Source organism: Marinobacter sp. DY40_1A1, from assembly GCF_016597815.1.
In the GTDB taxonomy this organism is placed as follows: domain Bacteria; phylum Pseudomonadota; class Gammaproteobacteria; order Pseudomonadales; family Oleiphilaceae; genus Marinobacter; species Marinobacter xiaoshiensis.
The window spans coordinates 218,156-232,250 of sequence record NZ_VCHA01000001.1; the positions used below are offsets into that span (position 1 = coordinate 218,156).

Genomic DNA, 14,095 nt, shown 5'->3' on the forward strand with positions numbered 1-14,095 from the left:
TTCTAAAACAGCCCCATCTGGGGCTGTTTTTCATTGAACCGGACGGCTTCTAATCCGTCCACACGCTCGCTTAAAAGCTCTGTCCATAGTTCGGTGAGGGCAAGCGCGTCGCCAATATCCGGCATGTGCAGGAAAAACCATGGGCGCCGATTATCCTCAATCCATGTGGCTACGCGCTCAACCCAGGGCGCCAGAAAACGGCGGTTGGCTTCCAGGTTCGGGTGACCGATGTAGCGAATGACCGGTGCTGCATCGCCGGGAAGCAGGTGCACAGGCACTTGGGGTTTCTTGCGTTGGGCTTCAATTGTGATGTCGTTATCCGGCACCGCTGAAAATAGTGCCCGGGTATCCATACACACCCGCGCGATGTTGCGCTCACGAAGACCCCGGTTTAGTGCTTTTTCGGCCTCGCCCTTGCTGAAAAACGCACTATGCCTCACTTCTACGGCGCACCTTAACGGGGCAGGGAGTGCATCAATAAATTGCCAGAGATTATTCAGGTGCATTGGGCCAAAGGCGGCTGGAAGTTGCAGTAGAAAAGGGCCGAGCACATCTTCCAGTGGCGCAACAATGTTCAGGAAGTCTCGCATGTCTGCGTCTCCGCCAGATAACAGCCGGTCGTGGGTGATGGCGCGGGGAAATTTGAGCAGAAAGCGAAAGTCGTCTGGCACCTGAAAACGCCATTGCTGGCATTGTTCCTGACTGGGTGTCGCGTAAAAGGTTGTATTGCCCTCAACACAGTTAAATACTTGGCTGTAACGGCGCAGCGGGCTCGTATCTGGCGGCAGCAGACTGTTCCAGGCGGTGTGTTGCCACTGAGGGCAGCCAAGGAAGTAGGGGAGTGCCATTGTCAGTGGTTCCGGGGGCTAAGGCTTGAAAGTTGCCTTATAGCTTACCGTATCCGGATTGGCGATGCCGCCTGCCGCTCAGCGCAGCCACCAAAAGGCTCAAGGCACGGAACAGCACCATCAGCACTGGCGCCAGCAACCATAGCAGCCAGCTGCCGATATAGAGCGCAGGGATCAGTAGCAGCAACCAACCGGCGAACTGAACGGCCAATACCGGGTACCCGAGTACATCCGCCACACCTGCCAATAGGTCATTTATCAGACTGGGGTGGGTAATAACGAGGTAGCCCGCACCGACAGCCAGGGGCCATTTGGCATACCGGGCGCTGTTTAGCACCATTTTCCCGCTGCGGGTAACCCGTGCGGCCAAAGCGGCGGAGCGAGTGCCCCGGCTTGCACTCTTTGTGGTGACGGCTGCAACACGGCCAGCCTGGAGCACTTTGACTGCACTGGCAAAGATCAGCATGTCCACCGAAGCCCACCCAACGTCGCTGGCTGTGATCTCAGTTCCAGAGCGGTAGTTTCGCTCCAGATCACGAATGCCGCTGGCAAAAAACTGATTCAGCCCTTCAAGCACCCTTTCGGTGCCTATCCATTGAGTCTTGCCTTGGTTATCGACAATAAACTGGCCAAGAAAATCGTGGCCTTCACTTTCAATAAAGTTGACGGCATACCAGCCTCGTTCTTCCGGCGTGAGATCTTTGCGCTCGTTGGATGCTTGGGTGTCGGGCTCCGGTAACTCTTTTGGTGCCGGAGTGCCGGCAAAGTAGCGTTTGGCAGCCTGGTACTGACGAGATGCTTTATTGATCCATTCAATGGTGCTGATGGGCTGGCTTACAAAGTGCTGAATGGGGGGCAAAACATCTTCACCGTAGCGCCGCAGAATATCCCTGAACCCCTGCTCTTCAGCGTAAAGCGGAAACAGGTTCCGAGCCATCTCAGGGTAGCGCATGAAGGCAGCCTGAGCCTTTAAAAGCAGGAGAGGGTCATCGGACATATCCAGCAGTATTGCCTGAATCTCAACTGTTTCCTGATCAATGCCGGGAAAGTCGCCGAGTACGTCTGCGGCATGAAGGTTAATCAGCTTATGCTCAATGGGCACAGGCTTGGCGATAGTGGTAAAAATCGCCGCCATAAGCAGAGCCATTGCAAAAATCAGGAGCAGTTTTTTCAAAGAATCTCTCGCGGGCTTCGGATGTTTATACCTACCAGTCTAGCGTGAACTCAGAGAGTTGGATTTGCTGCTTATCTGCTATCGTAATCAGAATGCTACCGCGCTGATGCCAACTTCCGGATTTAGTGTAAATGACTAGAATGAAATCGTTTGTGCTGCCAACACTTGCGCTGGTGATATTGTCGACCAGTTTCTGGTACAGCTCTGGCTGGCTGCAGCTCTGTGCTGGCCTGGCGCTATTTCTGTTTGGTATGCAATGCCTTGAAGAAGGCTTGAAGGAGCTTGCGGGGGGGCGGCTGGAACAGCTTCTGGAACGCAGCACGGCTACCCCGTTCAAAGGTTTGATGTTCGGTGTGGGCGGCACGATGATTCTGCAATCCACCACCTTGATGTCCCTCTTGACCATTGCCTTCATTAGTACCGGGCTGATTCATCTGGCGGGTGGTATCTCCATTCTTCTGGGTATTAATCTGGGAACCAGCGGAGGCATCTGGCTGCTTGCTGCAGCGGGCCAGAACTTCAGTCTGAGCCCTCTGGCATTGCCGTTGCTGGTATTTGGCGTGCTCGCCGGCTTCAGCTCCCCGAAAGGCAAGGCATTTGGCCGCATCGTGTTGGGCATTGCCTTTATCTTTCTGGGTATCGACCAGATCAAAAACGGGTTCAGCGAATTTGGCGGTGCTATTGATTTTGCCGGCTCCGTAGACAGCAGCTTTCTCGTTCAGCTCAGCTTTGTTGCGATCGGCTTGCTGTTAACGGCCGTTTTGCAGTCCAGTCACGCTACCTTAATGCTGGTTCTGGCTGCGCTGGCAGGCGGGCAGATAGAGCTTTGGCAGGGTATTGCTATCGCAATTGGTGGCAACATTGGCAGTAGCGTGACCACTGCCATTGTGGGTTGGCTGGGGGGCAATCGCAGTGGCCAGCGGCTTGCCTTGGTGCATGCCTTGTTCAATATCCTAACAGGCGTGGTTACCTTCCTGCTTTTGTCGCCACTCACCTGGCTATCCCAAATGCTGATGGCCGTGTTTGGCGCTGGAGAAAATACGCTCTTGCAACTGGCCATGTTTCAGACCCTGTTCAACGTAATTGGTGTGCTGCTGTTCTGGCCTTGGCAAAAACAGCTGGAGCGCGGGTTGCGCAGAGTATTGCCTGACAAGGCAGAGCCAGCAGTTTTGATTACCGATGCTACCACTGGCCCGCGCAACCCTGTGGAACAGCGGGAACTGCCTGAAAGCCACGCACGCTACCTGAACGAAGCCGCGCTGGCCTCTGTTGATACGGCCTCCCGGGCGGTAGTCCAGGAATTGCAGCACCTTGGGCGACTTAGCCTTGAGGTGATCTGCCATGCGCTGTACCAGCCTGTAGAGCAATTGATCTCCCGCGAAGTGGATGAGGCGCGCTTGGATGCGAGGCCGGATGAGTCTGAGGGGCTGGATACCGAGGACCTTTATCGGCGCCATATCAAAGTGGTCTATTCCGATCTGCTGGGTTTTATGAGCCGGCTGGACACCACGAAAGAAGAGGAGCACCAGCAATTCTGGATGACCTGCCAGATGACAGCTCTACAGCTGGTAGATGTAGTGAAAGATGCAAAGGCACTGCAGAAAAACCTAGGTCGATATCTGCGCGATGAGCGCTCGCTTGCGCACGAACATTACATGGAACTGCGCCGGCACCTGTTGTGGGTGTTAAGGCAGGTGCGTGAGGTCAGCAGGCTGGAGGTTCCTGATGAAGTTTGGCGCAACCGGTTGGACTGGGTGGATAGCGAAGCCGCAAAGTTTGATGCTGGTTTTCGGCACAGAATTTTCACGGATGTGCGCAAAGGCCAGCTCAATAACCTGCAAGCCAGCTCGCTCATGCACGACCTTGGCTATTCCGTACGCATAACGCAAAGCTTCCGAAACGTGTTGCAGTTGGGGCTTGCGGATGGGAATGAGCTGCTGCGGGAAGTGCGCAGGCTGGGCAATGATGATGATTTGCCGCTTATCAGGATGTAAGCGGCTATCGTGCAGGATTTTACAGTAATTTGACGGTATAATTCTGCGCGCAGTTTGAGCGCCCCAAGGTAGGGGCGCTGCATGCCAAACCTCAACGCTTAAAAAGGAAGATATCGTTGAAGACTCTGAATGTAATCAAATACGTTTTTGCCATTGTTGGTGCCGCCATGCTGGTCGGCGCCTTTGCTTTGTACACCAACACCACATCATTTTTGGAACGTTCCGAAACCGCACAGGGCACCGTCGTTGAGCTAATACGCTCGCGCTCCAGTGACTCCACCAGTTACTTCCCTGTTGTTCAATTCAGGGCCGCCGGCGGTCGCGAAATTGAGTTTCAGTCTAACTCGGGTTCTAACCCGCCTTCATACAACCGGGGCGAACAGGTAACCGTGTTTTATGAGCCTGCTAACCCTGAAGACGCCATGATCGATGGATTCTTCTCTCTGTGGGGTGCCGCTTTAATCATTGGTGGCATAGGCTCAGTGTTCGGGCTGATTGGCGTTGGAATAATCGCTTTTGGCGTGATGAAAAGCCGCTCAAAAGCCTATCTTCAGAAAAACGGTGTCCAGATCCACGCGTCGCTTCAAGGGGTAGAGCAAAACACCAGTCTGACGGTAAATGGCCGCAATCCGTTCAGGATTGTATGCCAGTGGCAGCACCCGCAAACTCGTGAACTTCATGTGTTTCGTAGCGATAATTTATGGTTTGATCCGACCGATCACGTTGACCAGGAGAAAGTTCCGGTGTTGGTAGACGAAGGCAATTTGAAGAAGTATTGGGTGGACACTTCGTTTTTGCCTAAGTTGGCGGGGTGATTAGGAAGGGATTTATTTGTCGGGCGCCCTGCGAGTGATTGCGGGGCAAGTCATTGCAAGGAGCATCCATGCGGTACGTTTTACTTTTTGTCGCAATAGTTCTGACTTCAGGCTGTACATCGGTGACCAGCGAGACATTGAGCGAATTCGAGATAAATGCGATACAGGCCCGTGTTGAGGAGCGCCATCCGGATTTGTCGCGGTCACAGCAAAAGGCTGTCACAGACTTAGTGGTTCGCGCCTTGGATAACATGGTTTTTGTTGAGGGTGGAAGTTTTATGATGGGCGAGTTTGGCTGGCCCTGTGAACCTGCCTCTGAACAGTTATGCAATATTGATATCTGGCCCCACAATGACTATCTCCACAAAGTGACCCTCGACGACTATTACCTTTCAAAATACGAAACAAGCTTGGGTGACTTCGACTTGTACCGGGAAGTCATGGGCCGTGAGCCTTATGCGCCCGAGCTGCGTGCTCGCGAGGATCGGCAACATTTGTTTCAATCCAATTTGCCTGCCTGGACCAAGACTTGGCAAGAAGCCAAAGACTATTGCTTGTGGATAGGGAAGTTGGCTGAACGATCTGTTTCTTTGCCGACTGAAGCTCAGTGGGAATTCGCTGCCCGAAATAGGGGCGAGAAGGTTCGCTTTGCTACAAATAATGGCGAGTGGCTTCCTGGAGAGAATGCTCCCCCTAACGATGGGATGCGGCGTCTGTATCCTGTGGATAGTTTTCCGCCAAACCCGTTGGGTATACACCACATGACATCTAATAGCGCCGAGTGGGTTGGTGATTGGTATTCGGAAACCTATTATGAAAGTAGTCCAGAGCTAAATCCATCAGGCCCAAAAATAGGGGAGAAAAAGGTTATTCGCTCAGGAGGTTATCGCACTGGAGCCTCTAGCAAGACGACTATCCTCAGAGATAGCCGTCCTCCAATTGGATCAAACTATTACGAAGCCCAAGGTTTTAGGTGTGGGCTTCGTTAGGCTAGATACTGATCCTGACTTTTCTGGAGCATCGCGATGCGCGTAACTAGACGCTCGGATTTCTGATGAATGGGTATTGGCGTCCATGCCAGTTTCAATGACTTTTTTGTAGGCTTGACTGCTAAGTCAGTCATTATCCATTTGTGGAACTGAGAAAGTTGGTTGTCCGAGAGCCCGTCGTCCAATATTGACGAGAGCTTTCTCAAGCTATTCATCGGATTTACTTTTTTTCCGTCCTCTGACATGTGTTCGAGCGTTTCGAAAAATTTGCGCCAAGTAGCGATTTGTGAAACTAGGATCAGGAGGGCCTTTTCTTGATCCTCTTCCCAACTGTCGATAAAAGTATCGCAGAGTGTCGACATCATCATCCCTAAGGTTTCCGGTGGAAGTTGATGATATGGCAAACCGTTAAACGTCATATCTTCTAAATAATCCTTGTTTTTTGCTTCTTTTAGAATCTGAGAAGCGAGCTTTTCAGCAGCAGATTTTTTATTCGCACGTGCTGCCCAAATTCGCGAGAAATCTTCTACAGGACTAACCAATAAATCGGTTATAGTTTTTGTTTGATCGGAAAGAGCCAAGAATAGCGATTGCGCCCACTGTGTGAAGAGTTCAGCTTGAATATTGGATAAAAAGTGATAATCCGCTTCCGCTAATACTTCGAAAACAGTTTTCGCAAGAGTCCAAACCTTGTCAGCTCCTATTTCTGATCCAAAAGAGCCGCTGGCACCGGGGCCGAATACCAAGCGCCCTTTGCAGATAAGAATTATTTTGTTTTGCTCTGCTCTGAGTTGAAAATCAAAGCCTGCCCCAGCGCCAAGCGCCAGAGTTCCACCAGCTGATATCTTGAATAAGTCCTTCCAGTCAGCATTGTTTTTATACCGTTCACTGGGGTGCACCCAGCTAAACATCCCGCCCACTGAGCCCCCAGCTTCCGCGCCGGCAAAGGCGTTGCCTGTTACGGCAAGGCCCGCGGTCGGGCTAGCTTCTATTTTTTTCTTGTCAGACAGCAGGAACGAGGCGGCGCCCGTAGAAAGCCTGGCGCTTGCTTCGCCACTCACTCTTCCGCCAGCGAAACAATTCAGGGTAATCTCACCAGAGAATCGAAAGGCCCCAAAGGCCATGTCCGTCAGCTCACCGTTTCGGTTTTTATAGGTGAATCGGCAGTCCCAACCATTCTCATGTGGGACAAATACCTCGGCAAGTTTCACCTCGGCTTCCAGCAGCGCCATAGACGCGCTCGCTTTGGTGCCTATATCGATCTCCCCGGTGCTGAGATCGAAGGCATTTACACCGGCGCTTGCCTGCATTGCAAAGCGCATGAGATGTGCTTCAGCGCTGACTTGGAAATTATTTTCGACAGGGCTTTCGTCATCGTCGCCGGATGACCACGTCAGTTTCGAGTGTTCTTCGCCGAGTAAATAGTGCTGGTCGCTGGTTTCTGCAAATGTTATCTCGATGTTACCCACAAGACTTTTCGCTGCATCTGCAGAAATGCCTTCTAAAATTTGGCCGGCTAGAATAGAGCCTGTCCCAGATTTGTTTTTCAGTGCATTAGCTATAGCGCGGGTTTTCTTAACGTACCGAACCGACGCGTAAGTTGTCACCAGCCTTTGATACGCTTCTCGCCGAATGTAATGCCATCGTCCGGGGCGGCTGACGATCATCACTTCAATTACACCGGTTTCGTTGCGCGTACTTCGGCTTGCTTCAAAACCATAGTCATTGGTGTTTCCATGGGAGGCTAGAAAATCCGATGACTTTACTCCGTTACCCTTCACCCCACTGGAGGCGCTACCTTCCTCAAGTTGACTTACTAAAAAGCGCCGCTCTTCGCGCAGCATGGCCAAGCGCTTCTCTTTGGCCGTAGTTTCAACTTCTTCCCGCTTCTGCGCATCGTCGCTGATATAGGACATCAAGTAGTCAGAATCGTAATCGTTGTACCACTTGATTTGTTCATCTATCGCAGCAATTTGTGAGCTGATCTGTGAAGCTTTGTTTGCATTATCGCCTTCGCGTTCATCGGGAGATGGCGCGATTACGCCCATTTTTTCGGCTTTTTGCATCCACCGACGTTTGGGGCTCTTCTCACTAGACTGTGGGTCATGGTGAGCGTTTTGAGCTTCTTTAAACTCTGCCATTAGCCCATCAACGAGTTCGACTTCTTGTAAAAGTTCTTTAGCCGCACTCTCTGGCAGGGCTACGCACCATTCGTCATCACTTGCTCCTGTGACGTGAATGATTTCGGTGTACTCTACTGAGCACTCCGTGCAACTGGCTTGGCCTTTGGATTTATTATTGGTGGAGCGAGGTGCGCGCATGGCTTTAGAGCCATTTACCTTAGCTGAATCCCCATTCGCAGGGATTTTTAGCTCCCAGCCAATCTGAATGTGATCCTTGTTGGTGATCTGTGGATTGATGGCCTGCAGTTCTGCAATAGATGTTTGATGCTGCACAGCAATGGCAGAGAGAGTGTCTCCGCTTTGGACTCTATAGGTTGTTTGCATAAACGCTCTCCATAACACTCTCCATCAAGCTTTCCATAGCAACCAGGCGATCCGTAGTGAGGAGCTCTTCATTGGAAAATACAGTGTGAACGGGCTCGGTAAGATAGAACTCTTTCCCGTATTGAATGGCCATTCTCAGCCAGCGTTCCAGTAGCTCCGCATTAGCAAAGCCAGCGTTCTGTGCAGTATGCAGGGTATCGAAAACCCAACGTTCAGGTGCTTTGGGCTCAGGCAGAGAGTCAGTGTAGTAGGTGGCATACCCGCATGCCTCGCCAGCGAGCCAGTAAAGCTCTGAGCCCTGCAGTTCGAGTTGCGAAACCAATGCCTCCTCAAGGCCGATTTCCATGCTGCTGGCGCCTTTTTTTGGCATTGCTTGGCGCCAGTTATGGGCGTCATGCCACCACCAATGAGTGCCAGCGGATAGCAATTTTTGGGACCTTTGATCGGCCAGAACACACAGCAGTGGGCCAAACATTCGGGGTTCATGGAACCGCAGAAGCTGCCCGGACCCGGGGTTGGATTCTGTTAACCAGTGAGATAGGTGTTCACGGAGCTCATCCACAGGGATATCCGATTTAAACACGATACCTTGCGACGAGGATTCAAGCCGGGAGCTCAGCTGCGCGCGAAAACTCGCGGCGTTTCTGAGATCCACAAGTACCGGGCCATTGTCCCATTCGGCCTGCCAATTGGTGCCTTCGAAGAGACTCCACCACTGGATCGGCTCATTTGTCATGCCCGCATAAATCTCCTCAAGAAGCTTGTCTGAGCTTGCGAGATCCAATACAGCGAAATCATAGTCGCTGGGTTTGGCGGCCCGTGGGGCTCTAGTTTCAAGTGTGTTGATGTAGTGCGCAGCGTCCATGCTCATCAAACTCGCAAGCAGTTACAGTTAATGCCCCTTCCCGGGCACCTTGTTTCAATAACGGTGCTTTGCCGCTATTCGCAGAAGCCAATGACCACCGAGGCTCTTCAGATGCATTTGTCCGCTGAGATGTCTCCGCTAAAGGGTTAGTCGCATTATCTGGTTGCGTATGATCCGCAATTATCGCCGGCTTTTGGGGTTTCTTAGCCCCAGCCGAACTCCCACTCCCCGGCCCACCCCCAGAATTAATCCTAACCAACGGCCCCGAAATCGTCACACCACTAGGATCCACCTTCACAAAGCTCCCGCCGGCCTTGAGCGTCACTTCCGCCCCCGCCTCGATAACAATCTTCATCCCCGCTTTGTGATGAATCTCATTCCCCGCTTCCACAAGCTGGGCTTTGCCGAGTTTGCTGTGGTGGCTGCCGTTAACGGTGAGGCTGTAGTCGCCGCCGATCCTTTCCCGGTGTTCTCCGTCTACCGTTGAGTGGTCGTTGGCTTTCACCTGGCTGAAGCGATCGTTTTCGACCGTCAGGTGGCTGTCGTTTTTGATGACTTCGGTGCGGTTGTTTTCGGTGAGCAGGTCCAGGTCTTTTTGAGCGTGGACGTAGATCTGCTCTTTATCTGCTTCATCTTCAAACCGCAGTTCGTTGCTGCCTTCGCCCTTGTGGGTCTGGGTTTTCAGGGTGGTGCGGGTTTTATGCTCGGGCAGCGAGTAGGGCGATGTATTGGTGGCGTGGTGTGTCCGTCCCGTGATGATGGGCTGATCCGGGTCACCATCCAGGAAGGAGACGATCACTTCGTGGCCGATTCTTGGCAGGGCCATGAACCCATATTGCCCACCGGCCCAGCCCTGGCTTACGCGCAGCCAGGCGCTGCTGTGTTCGTTATTTTCGGAGTAGCGATCCCAGGGGAAGCGTACTTTTACCCGCCCGTATTCATCACAGTGGATTTCCTCCCCTTCAGGGCCGGTGACTATGGCTATCTGCGGGCCGTCCATCAGCGGGCGGTGTTCGCACAATGGCCGCCAGGTTTTGCTGGCGGGAACAGCACTGAACAGGTTGTGGTAGGTGGTTGGTCCGGTGCCACCTTCTTCTGCCAGTGCCTGGGGCTGTTGGCCGGTGTGTGTGACGGCGGTCAGCAGCCAGTCGCGGTTTAGTCTGGCGCTGTCGTGGTTGGTGAGCTCCACTTTGGCACCGCAGGTGAAATCCGGGCGATTGCTTTCGCCATTGGCTGTGTTGGCGTCGTTTCTGAGGGCGTCCAGCTTTGCCTCGGTAAAGGGCTGGCCGCTGGCATCGGCCTTGAATCGCCCCGGGTAATCGAAGTGCTGGTAATCCTGCCGTTGGTTCTCAGCGGAAGCCGCGCTTTCGTGCATCAGCCCATAGGCGGGGTTTTTGAAGGTGTAGTCTTTGGTGGCTACCGAGGCGGCACGAACCCGCTCTTCGTAGCGGAACCGGAACACGGCGGGTTGTTTGGTGCTGCCGCCGGCTTTGCCGTTGTATTCGGCAGGCTGCAGCCTTGGTGCGTCGCCGTGGTGGTCGGCAATCATCAGGCCGGACTGTTCTGTTCCATCCACGCTTCCGTGTTGGTAGCGGTAGTGCCAGCCTTCTTCGGCGGCCAGGCGTTCGATAAAGGCCAGGTCGCTTTCCCGGTGCTGTACACAGTATTCCCGTTCCTGGGGGGCGCGCTTGAGAACAAGTACCGAGTCTACAATGCCTCGTTCCTCCAGCAGGGTGCGCACGATGGTGTCTGTGGTTTGGGTCTGGAAAATGCGGCTGTTGTGCATTAAGCCCAAGCGCCACAGGGGCGGCTGGATAATCAGTTCGTAGCAAGTGCGGCGATGGCCAGTGTCGCCCCGGGCAAACTCGTTTACCACACCTGTGAAGCGGCGTAGGGGCATGCTGTCCTGCCAAACCATCAGATCTATGGATTGCTCCAGAACTTCTGTAGCCTGGAGGTCAGGGTCAGCGCTTGCCAATATCAGGCGGCCATGAAAAAGCTTCGATAACCCTTCGGTAAGCGCAAAGCTGACAACAGAAAATACGTCTGGGGGAAGCTCACCGACACGCACGGTGAACTGCAATCCGTTTGCCTGAGGCATATCTTCAATCCTTGAAGGTATGTTTATCTGGAGATAAATGTGAGCCGAAACTTACCAGTGCTAGCCTTTAAAATCCAGTAACCAAGCTACGCTTTCACACAAACAAAGATCGCATTCCCCGAAGTGCCATCCCAGGGCACGATCTTTTCATAGTCGTGCTCAAGAATATGCACATCAAAGTTAGGCTTTAGAATATTCTCCAGCTCTTCGAAATTCACTGCCACCATAGGATGCTCGTCGTCCCATGATTGAGTGACGCTGCCGGTGGCTTTCGTGATGCTCAGCTTGAGGCCTTGCTTATCGCCTTCGCCACGGTAATGCCATGCAGAGCTGAAGGAGAACAGGCTGTCCCCCTGAGTAACGGTATGCCGCTCAAATAATCTGTTATCAATCTTGTCTTTATCAACGGAATTGAAGCAAAACACGCCACCGGGTTTTAAAGCTCGATGTGCACTGGCAATGCATTGCTTCAGGTTTTCGATGTCACCGCTGTAGTGGATGGAGTACAAGAAGCAGGTGATCAAATCCAGCGGTTCATCCACCTGAAAGTCGCACATATCCCCTAATGAAAATTGGGCCTCGGGGCACCGGGCCTTCGCTTGCTCCAACATGGGCTGGTTTATATCCAGACCATTGCTTTGATACCCGAAGTCAATGAAGTGGCGCACGTGGGGCCCGGTTCCGCAGGCCAGGTCCAGATGAGTGTTGCCGTCATTCCCAAACAGCTGATGCAACCTGCGCACGCCGTGGCTTTGGGCGTGGTAGTTAATATCCGCACACATCAGGTCGTAATAGGCGGATAAATCGGTATACAGGTAATTGGAGGACATGGCGGCCTGATGGTATTAGAAGCTATTAGCTGGAACAGTGTGTGGCGGCGCATCGTAAACCAATCTGCTGTGTTTGCGAAGCGGATAAATGGGTGGCTTGGAGCTAGCTCGCCTCCGTAGCTTCCAGCCTTGGATTTCGGGGGTAATAACGTTCTGGTAACCGCTCGATGTAAGGGAAAAAGCGCGCGTCTTTGTATGGCATTTTCATAAAGCCGGATACGCCCAGCCCGGTAATCTGATCCACGGCGGCAAGGATTTCATCCAGCCGTTGGCGGAATTCATCTTCCTTCTCCGGATCCAGCAGTCGGTACTGGCTGTGGATTTTGAGGTGAAGTGGTAAGGCCTCAAAGATAATCATGCCGGTATGGCGGATGCTATTGAGTGCTTCGAGGGATTTGATGATGGGGTCGGGTAATACAAGAAATTCCTCCGGATCTGGCCCGTCCTCAAAGTAGGAGTGTATTCGTGAGCGATCTTCCACTTCCGGGGCCGAGCTTACCTGATACGGAAGCCGCATTTTTGGTGGCGCTATGAAGGGTTGGTCCTGTTCTTCCCGCTCAATATGCAAAGTGTCCCGGGCGTTGAACAGACAGCTTTTGAAGATGCCTTGGCGATAGATAGCCTGAGCCAGGTTCACCATGTTGTTCACAGCAGTGGTAAAGGATGTGCGTAGCTCAGGGTCGTGCAGGTTCAGGGAAGTATCGACGTAAACGCCGTCGGGCTCCCAGCGAACTGCGAGCCCGCCCTCTACCGGATAACGGCCCAACCGGCTGACAGCGGCCAGGAAAGCTTTTTCAGTGTCCCCCATGCCTTGCATGAAGTTTTTGTAGTAGCGATCCAACTGTACGTCGTCTACATCACTCAGCGACTGGTCCGAACCCTCTTGGCGCAAGAAAGCCTTTCGGGAGCTGTAAACTACGGTGTCGATTTCTCGATCTGAAATACGTGTCCAGATGGGCACCAATGGCGTAGGAGGCGGTTCCGGTAAATCAATCATCACTGTGCGCGCCATACGCGGCATCTCGTTCAGGTAATGATCGCCGGCTCGCATGCGCATGGCTGGATCCGGGTCCAGCATCCCATCGAGCATGCGGGCAAATTCCATGGGTAAGCCAAGAGATGTTGCGGGTATGGCCAGATGGCCAAAGCGGCAAGACTGCCCAGAGGCCAGAGCATAAAGCGTGGCCGCCGCGCCTTGTTCATCAAATCGTGGTGATGAGAGCCCGCCGTAGAGTTGCTCTTCACCAATAAAGTACACATCGCCCAAACGGGCATTGGTTTGTTGCAGGTTGTCGGACATCAGCTCCATTACGCTGGGGCTGAGGAACTGCTGGTTAGCATCCAGTTGAGCGAAGACCGAGGAGCCCCAGTCGATCAGGGCGATGTTCTCGGTTTCTGCATCAAACACCAGATTGGACGGTTTGATATCTCCGTGCACAATTGGGCGCCTCCCGCTATCGGTTTCACGTCGCAGATTGCGCAGAATGTCGGCTAATTGATCGGCAATGCGGATGATCAGGCGCGGGCTCAGGCGGCCTTGCCGGAGAGAGACCTCTTCCAGATTAAAGCCCGGTGCGCGCTCCATCACCAGAATCGGTTGGCTGCCAGCGCGGTGGTAGGCAACCAGGGCGGGCACCCGGGGGTGCTCCACCTGTTCCAGAATATAGGCTTCGTCTTCCAGCCGGTCATGCAGGTGCTGGGGTAGGGTGATGCGGGTGAACTTGAATACATGCTCAAGGTCCCGCGCACCCTCCAGCGGCAACCGGCCGGCAAAGACAAAGCCAAAGGCGCCCTTGCCAATCATTGCTATGTCCGCGTAGCCCATTTGCCTGAGCTGATCTGTGCACAGCTCAACCCAGTTTTTCAGCTTCTTGGCATCGTCGTGACTGAGCAGATAAATCGACTGCTCTTCCGGGATGTAGAATTGCTGAAGCTGGGCCTGTTGCGGCATCGGCAATGATTGGTTCGGCGG

General features: G+C 53.2%; 10 protein-coding genes. 3 read left to right on the plus strand and 7 right to left on the minus strand.

Annotated elements, in window-relative coordinates; translation table 11 throughout:
• Positions 1 to 2: 2 nt before the first annotated feature.
• Complete coding sequence (locus FFI61_RS01060) at positions 3 to 848, minus strand: DUF72 domain-containing protein (RefSeq protein WP_200368979.1); 846 nt, start codon at positions 846 to 848, stop codon at positions 3 to 5.
• Between the two features lie 37 nt (positions 849 to 885).
• Complete coding sequence (locus tag FFI61_RS01065; RefSeq protein ID WP_200368980.1) at positions 886 to 2,022, minus strand: hypothetical protein; 1,137 nt, start codon at positions 2,020 to 2,022, stop codon at positions 886 to 888.
• A gap of 140 nt (positions 2,023 to 2,162) precedes the next feature.
• Between FFI61_RS01065 and FFI61_RS01070 the strand changes: the two genes are divergently transcribed.
• The 3 genes from FFI61_RS01070 (at position 2,163) to FFI61_RS01080 (ending at position 5,820) form a co-directional block, all read left to right on the plus strand.
• The gene (locus FFI61_RS01070; protein ID WP_227714628.1) at positions 2,163 to 4,016 is read left to right on the plus strand and encodes a Na/Pi cotransporter family protein; all 1,854 of its coding nucleotides are present in this window, start codon (positions 2,163 to 2,165) and stop codon (positions 4,014 to 4,016) included.
• Between the two features lie 116 nt (positions 4,017 to 4,132).
• On the plus strand, positions 4,133 to 4,831 hold the full coding sequence (locus tag FFI61_RS01075; protein WP_200368982.1) for a DUF3592 domain-containing protein: 699 nt from the start codon (positions 4,133 to 4,135) through the stop codon (positions 4,829 to 4,831).
• A 68-nt stretch (positions 4,832 to 4,899) separates the two neighbouring features.
• The gene (locus FFI61_RS01080) at positions 4,900 to 5,820 is read left to right on the plus strand and encodes a formylglycine-generating enzyme family protein (RefSeq protein WP_200368983.1); all 921 of its coding nucleotides are present in this window, start codon (positions 4,900 to 4,902) and stop codon (positions 5,818 to 5,820) included.
• On the opposite strand, the gene FFI61_RS01085 is transcribed toward FFI61_RS01080, so the two are convergent.
• From FFI61_RS01085 to FFI61_RS01105, 5 genes are all read right to left on the minus strand, one after another.
• Complete coding sequence (locus tag FFI61_RS01085) at positions 5,817 to 8,327, minus strand: LysM peptidoglycan-binding domain-containing protein (RefSeq protein ID WP_200368984.1); 2,511 nt, start codon at positions 8,325 to 8,327, stop codon at positions 5,817 to 5,819. The genes FFI61_RS01080 and FFI61_RS01085 overlap by 4 nt on opposite strands.
• Complete coding sequence (locus FFI61_RS01090) at positions 8,311 to 9,198, minus strand: DUF4123 domain-containing protein (protein ID WP_200368985.1); 888 nt, start codon at positions 9,196 to 9,198, stop codon at positions 8,311 to 8,313. Before FFI61_RS01090 ends, FFI61_RS01085 begins: the two co-directional genes overlap by 17 nt.
• A complete protein-coding gene (locus FFI61_RS01095; RefSeq protein ID WP_200368986.1) occupies positions 9,161 to 11,293 on the minus strand; it encodes a type VI secretion system Vgr family protein in 2,133 nt (710 codons plus the stop codon). Before FFI61_RS01095 ends, FFI61_RS01090 begins: the two co-directional genes overlap by 38 nt.
• Before the next feature lie 86 nt (positions 11,294 to 11,379).
• The gene (locus FFI61_RS01100) at positions 11,380 to 12,123 is read right to left on the minus strand and encodes a class I SAM-dependent DNA methyltransferase (RefSeq protein WP_200368987.1); all 744 of its coding nucleotides are present in this window, start codon (positions 12,121 to 12,123) and stop codon (positions 11,380 to 11,382) included.
• A 103-nt stretch (positions 12,124 to 12,226) separates the two neighbouring features.
• Entirely contained in the window at positions 12,227 to 14,074 is a 1,848-nt protein-coding gene (locus FFI61_RS01105) for a protein kinase domain-containing protein (protein ID WP_200369581.1), read from the minus strand.
• Between the last annotated feature and the right edge of the window lie 21 nt (positions 14,075 to 14,095).

What these genes read in the sequence shown, in the direction of transcription:
- FFI61_RS01060 (WP_200368979.1), bottom strand. Translation starts at nt 848, where the DNA reads ATGGCACTCCCCTACTTCCTTGGCTGCCCTCAGTGGCAACACACCGCC.
- FFI61_RS01070 (WP_227714628.1), top strand. Translation starts at nt 2,163, where the DNA reads ATGAAATCGTTTGTGCTGCCAACACTTGCGCTGGTGATATTGTCGACC.
- FFI61_RS01080 (WP_200368983.1), top strand. Translation starts at nt 4,900, where the DNA reads ATGCGGTACGTTTTACTTTTTGTCGCAATAGTTCTGACTTCAGGCTGT.
- FFI61_RS01085 (WP_200368984.1), bottom strand. Translation starts at nt 8,327, where the DNA reads ATGCAAACAACCTATAGAGTCCAAAGCGGAGACACTCTCTCTGCCATT.
- FFI61_RS01090 (WP_200368985.1), bottom strand. Translation starts at nt 9,198, where the DNA reads ATGAGCATGGACGCTGCGCACTACATCAACACACTTGAAACTAGAGCC.
- FFI61_RS01095 (WP_200368986.1), bottom strand. Translation starts at nt 11,293, where the DNA reads ATGCCTCAGGCAAACGGATTGCAGTTCACCGTGCGTGTCGGTGAGCTT.
- FFI61_RS01100 (WP_200368987.1), bottom strand. Translation starts at nt 12,123, where the DNA reads ATGTCCTCCAATTACCTGTATACCGATTTATCCGCCTATTACGACCTG.
- FFI61_RS01105 (WP_200369581.1), bottom strand. Translation starts at nt 14,074, where the DNA reads ATGCCGCAACAGGCCCAGCTTCAGCAATTCTACATCCCGGAAGAGCAG.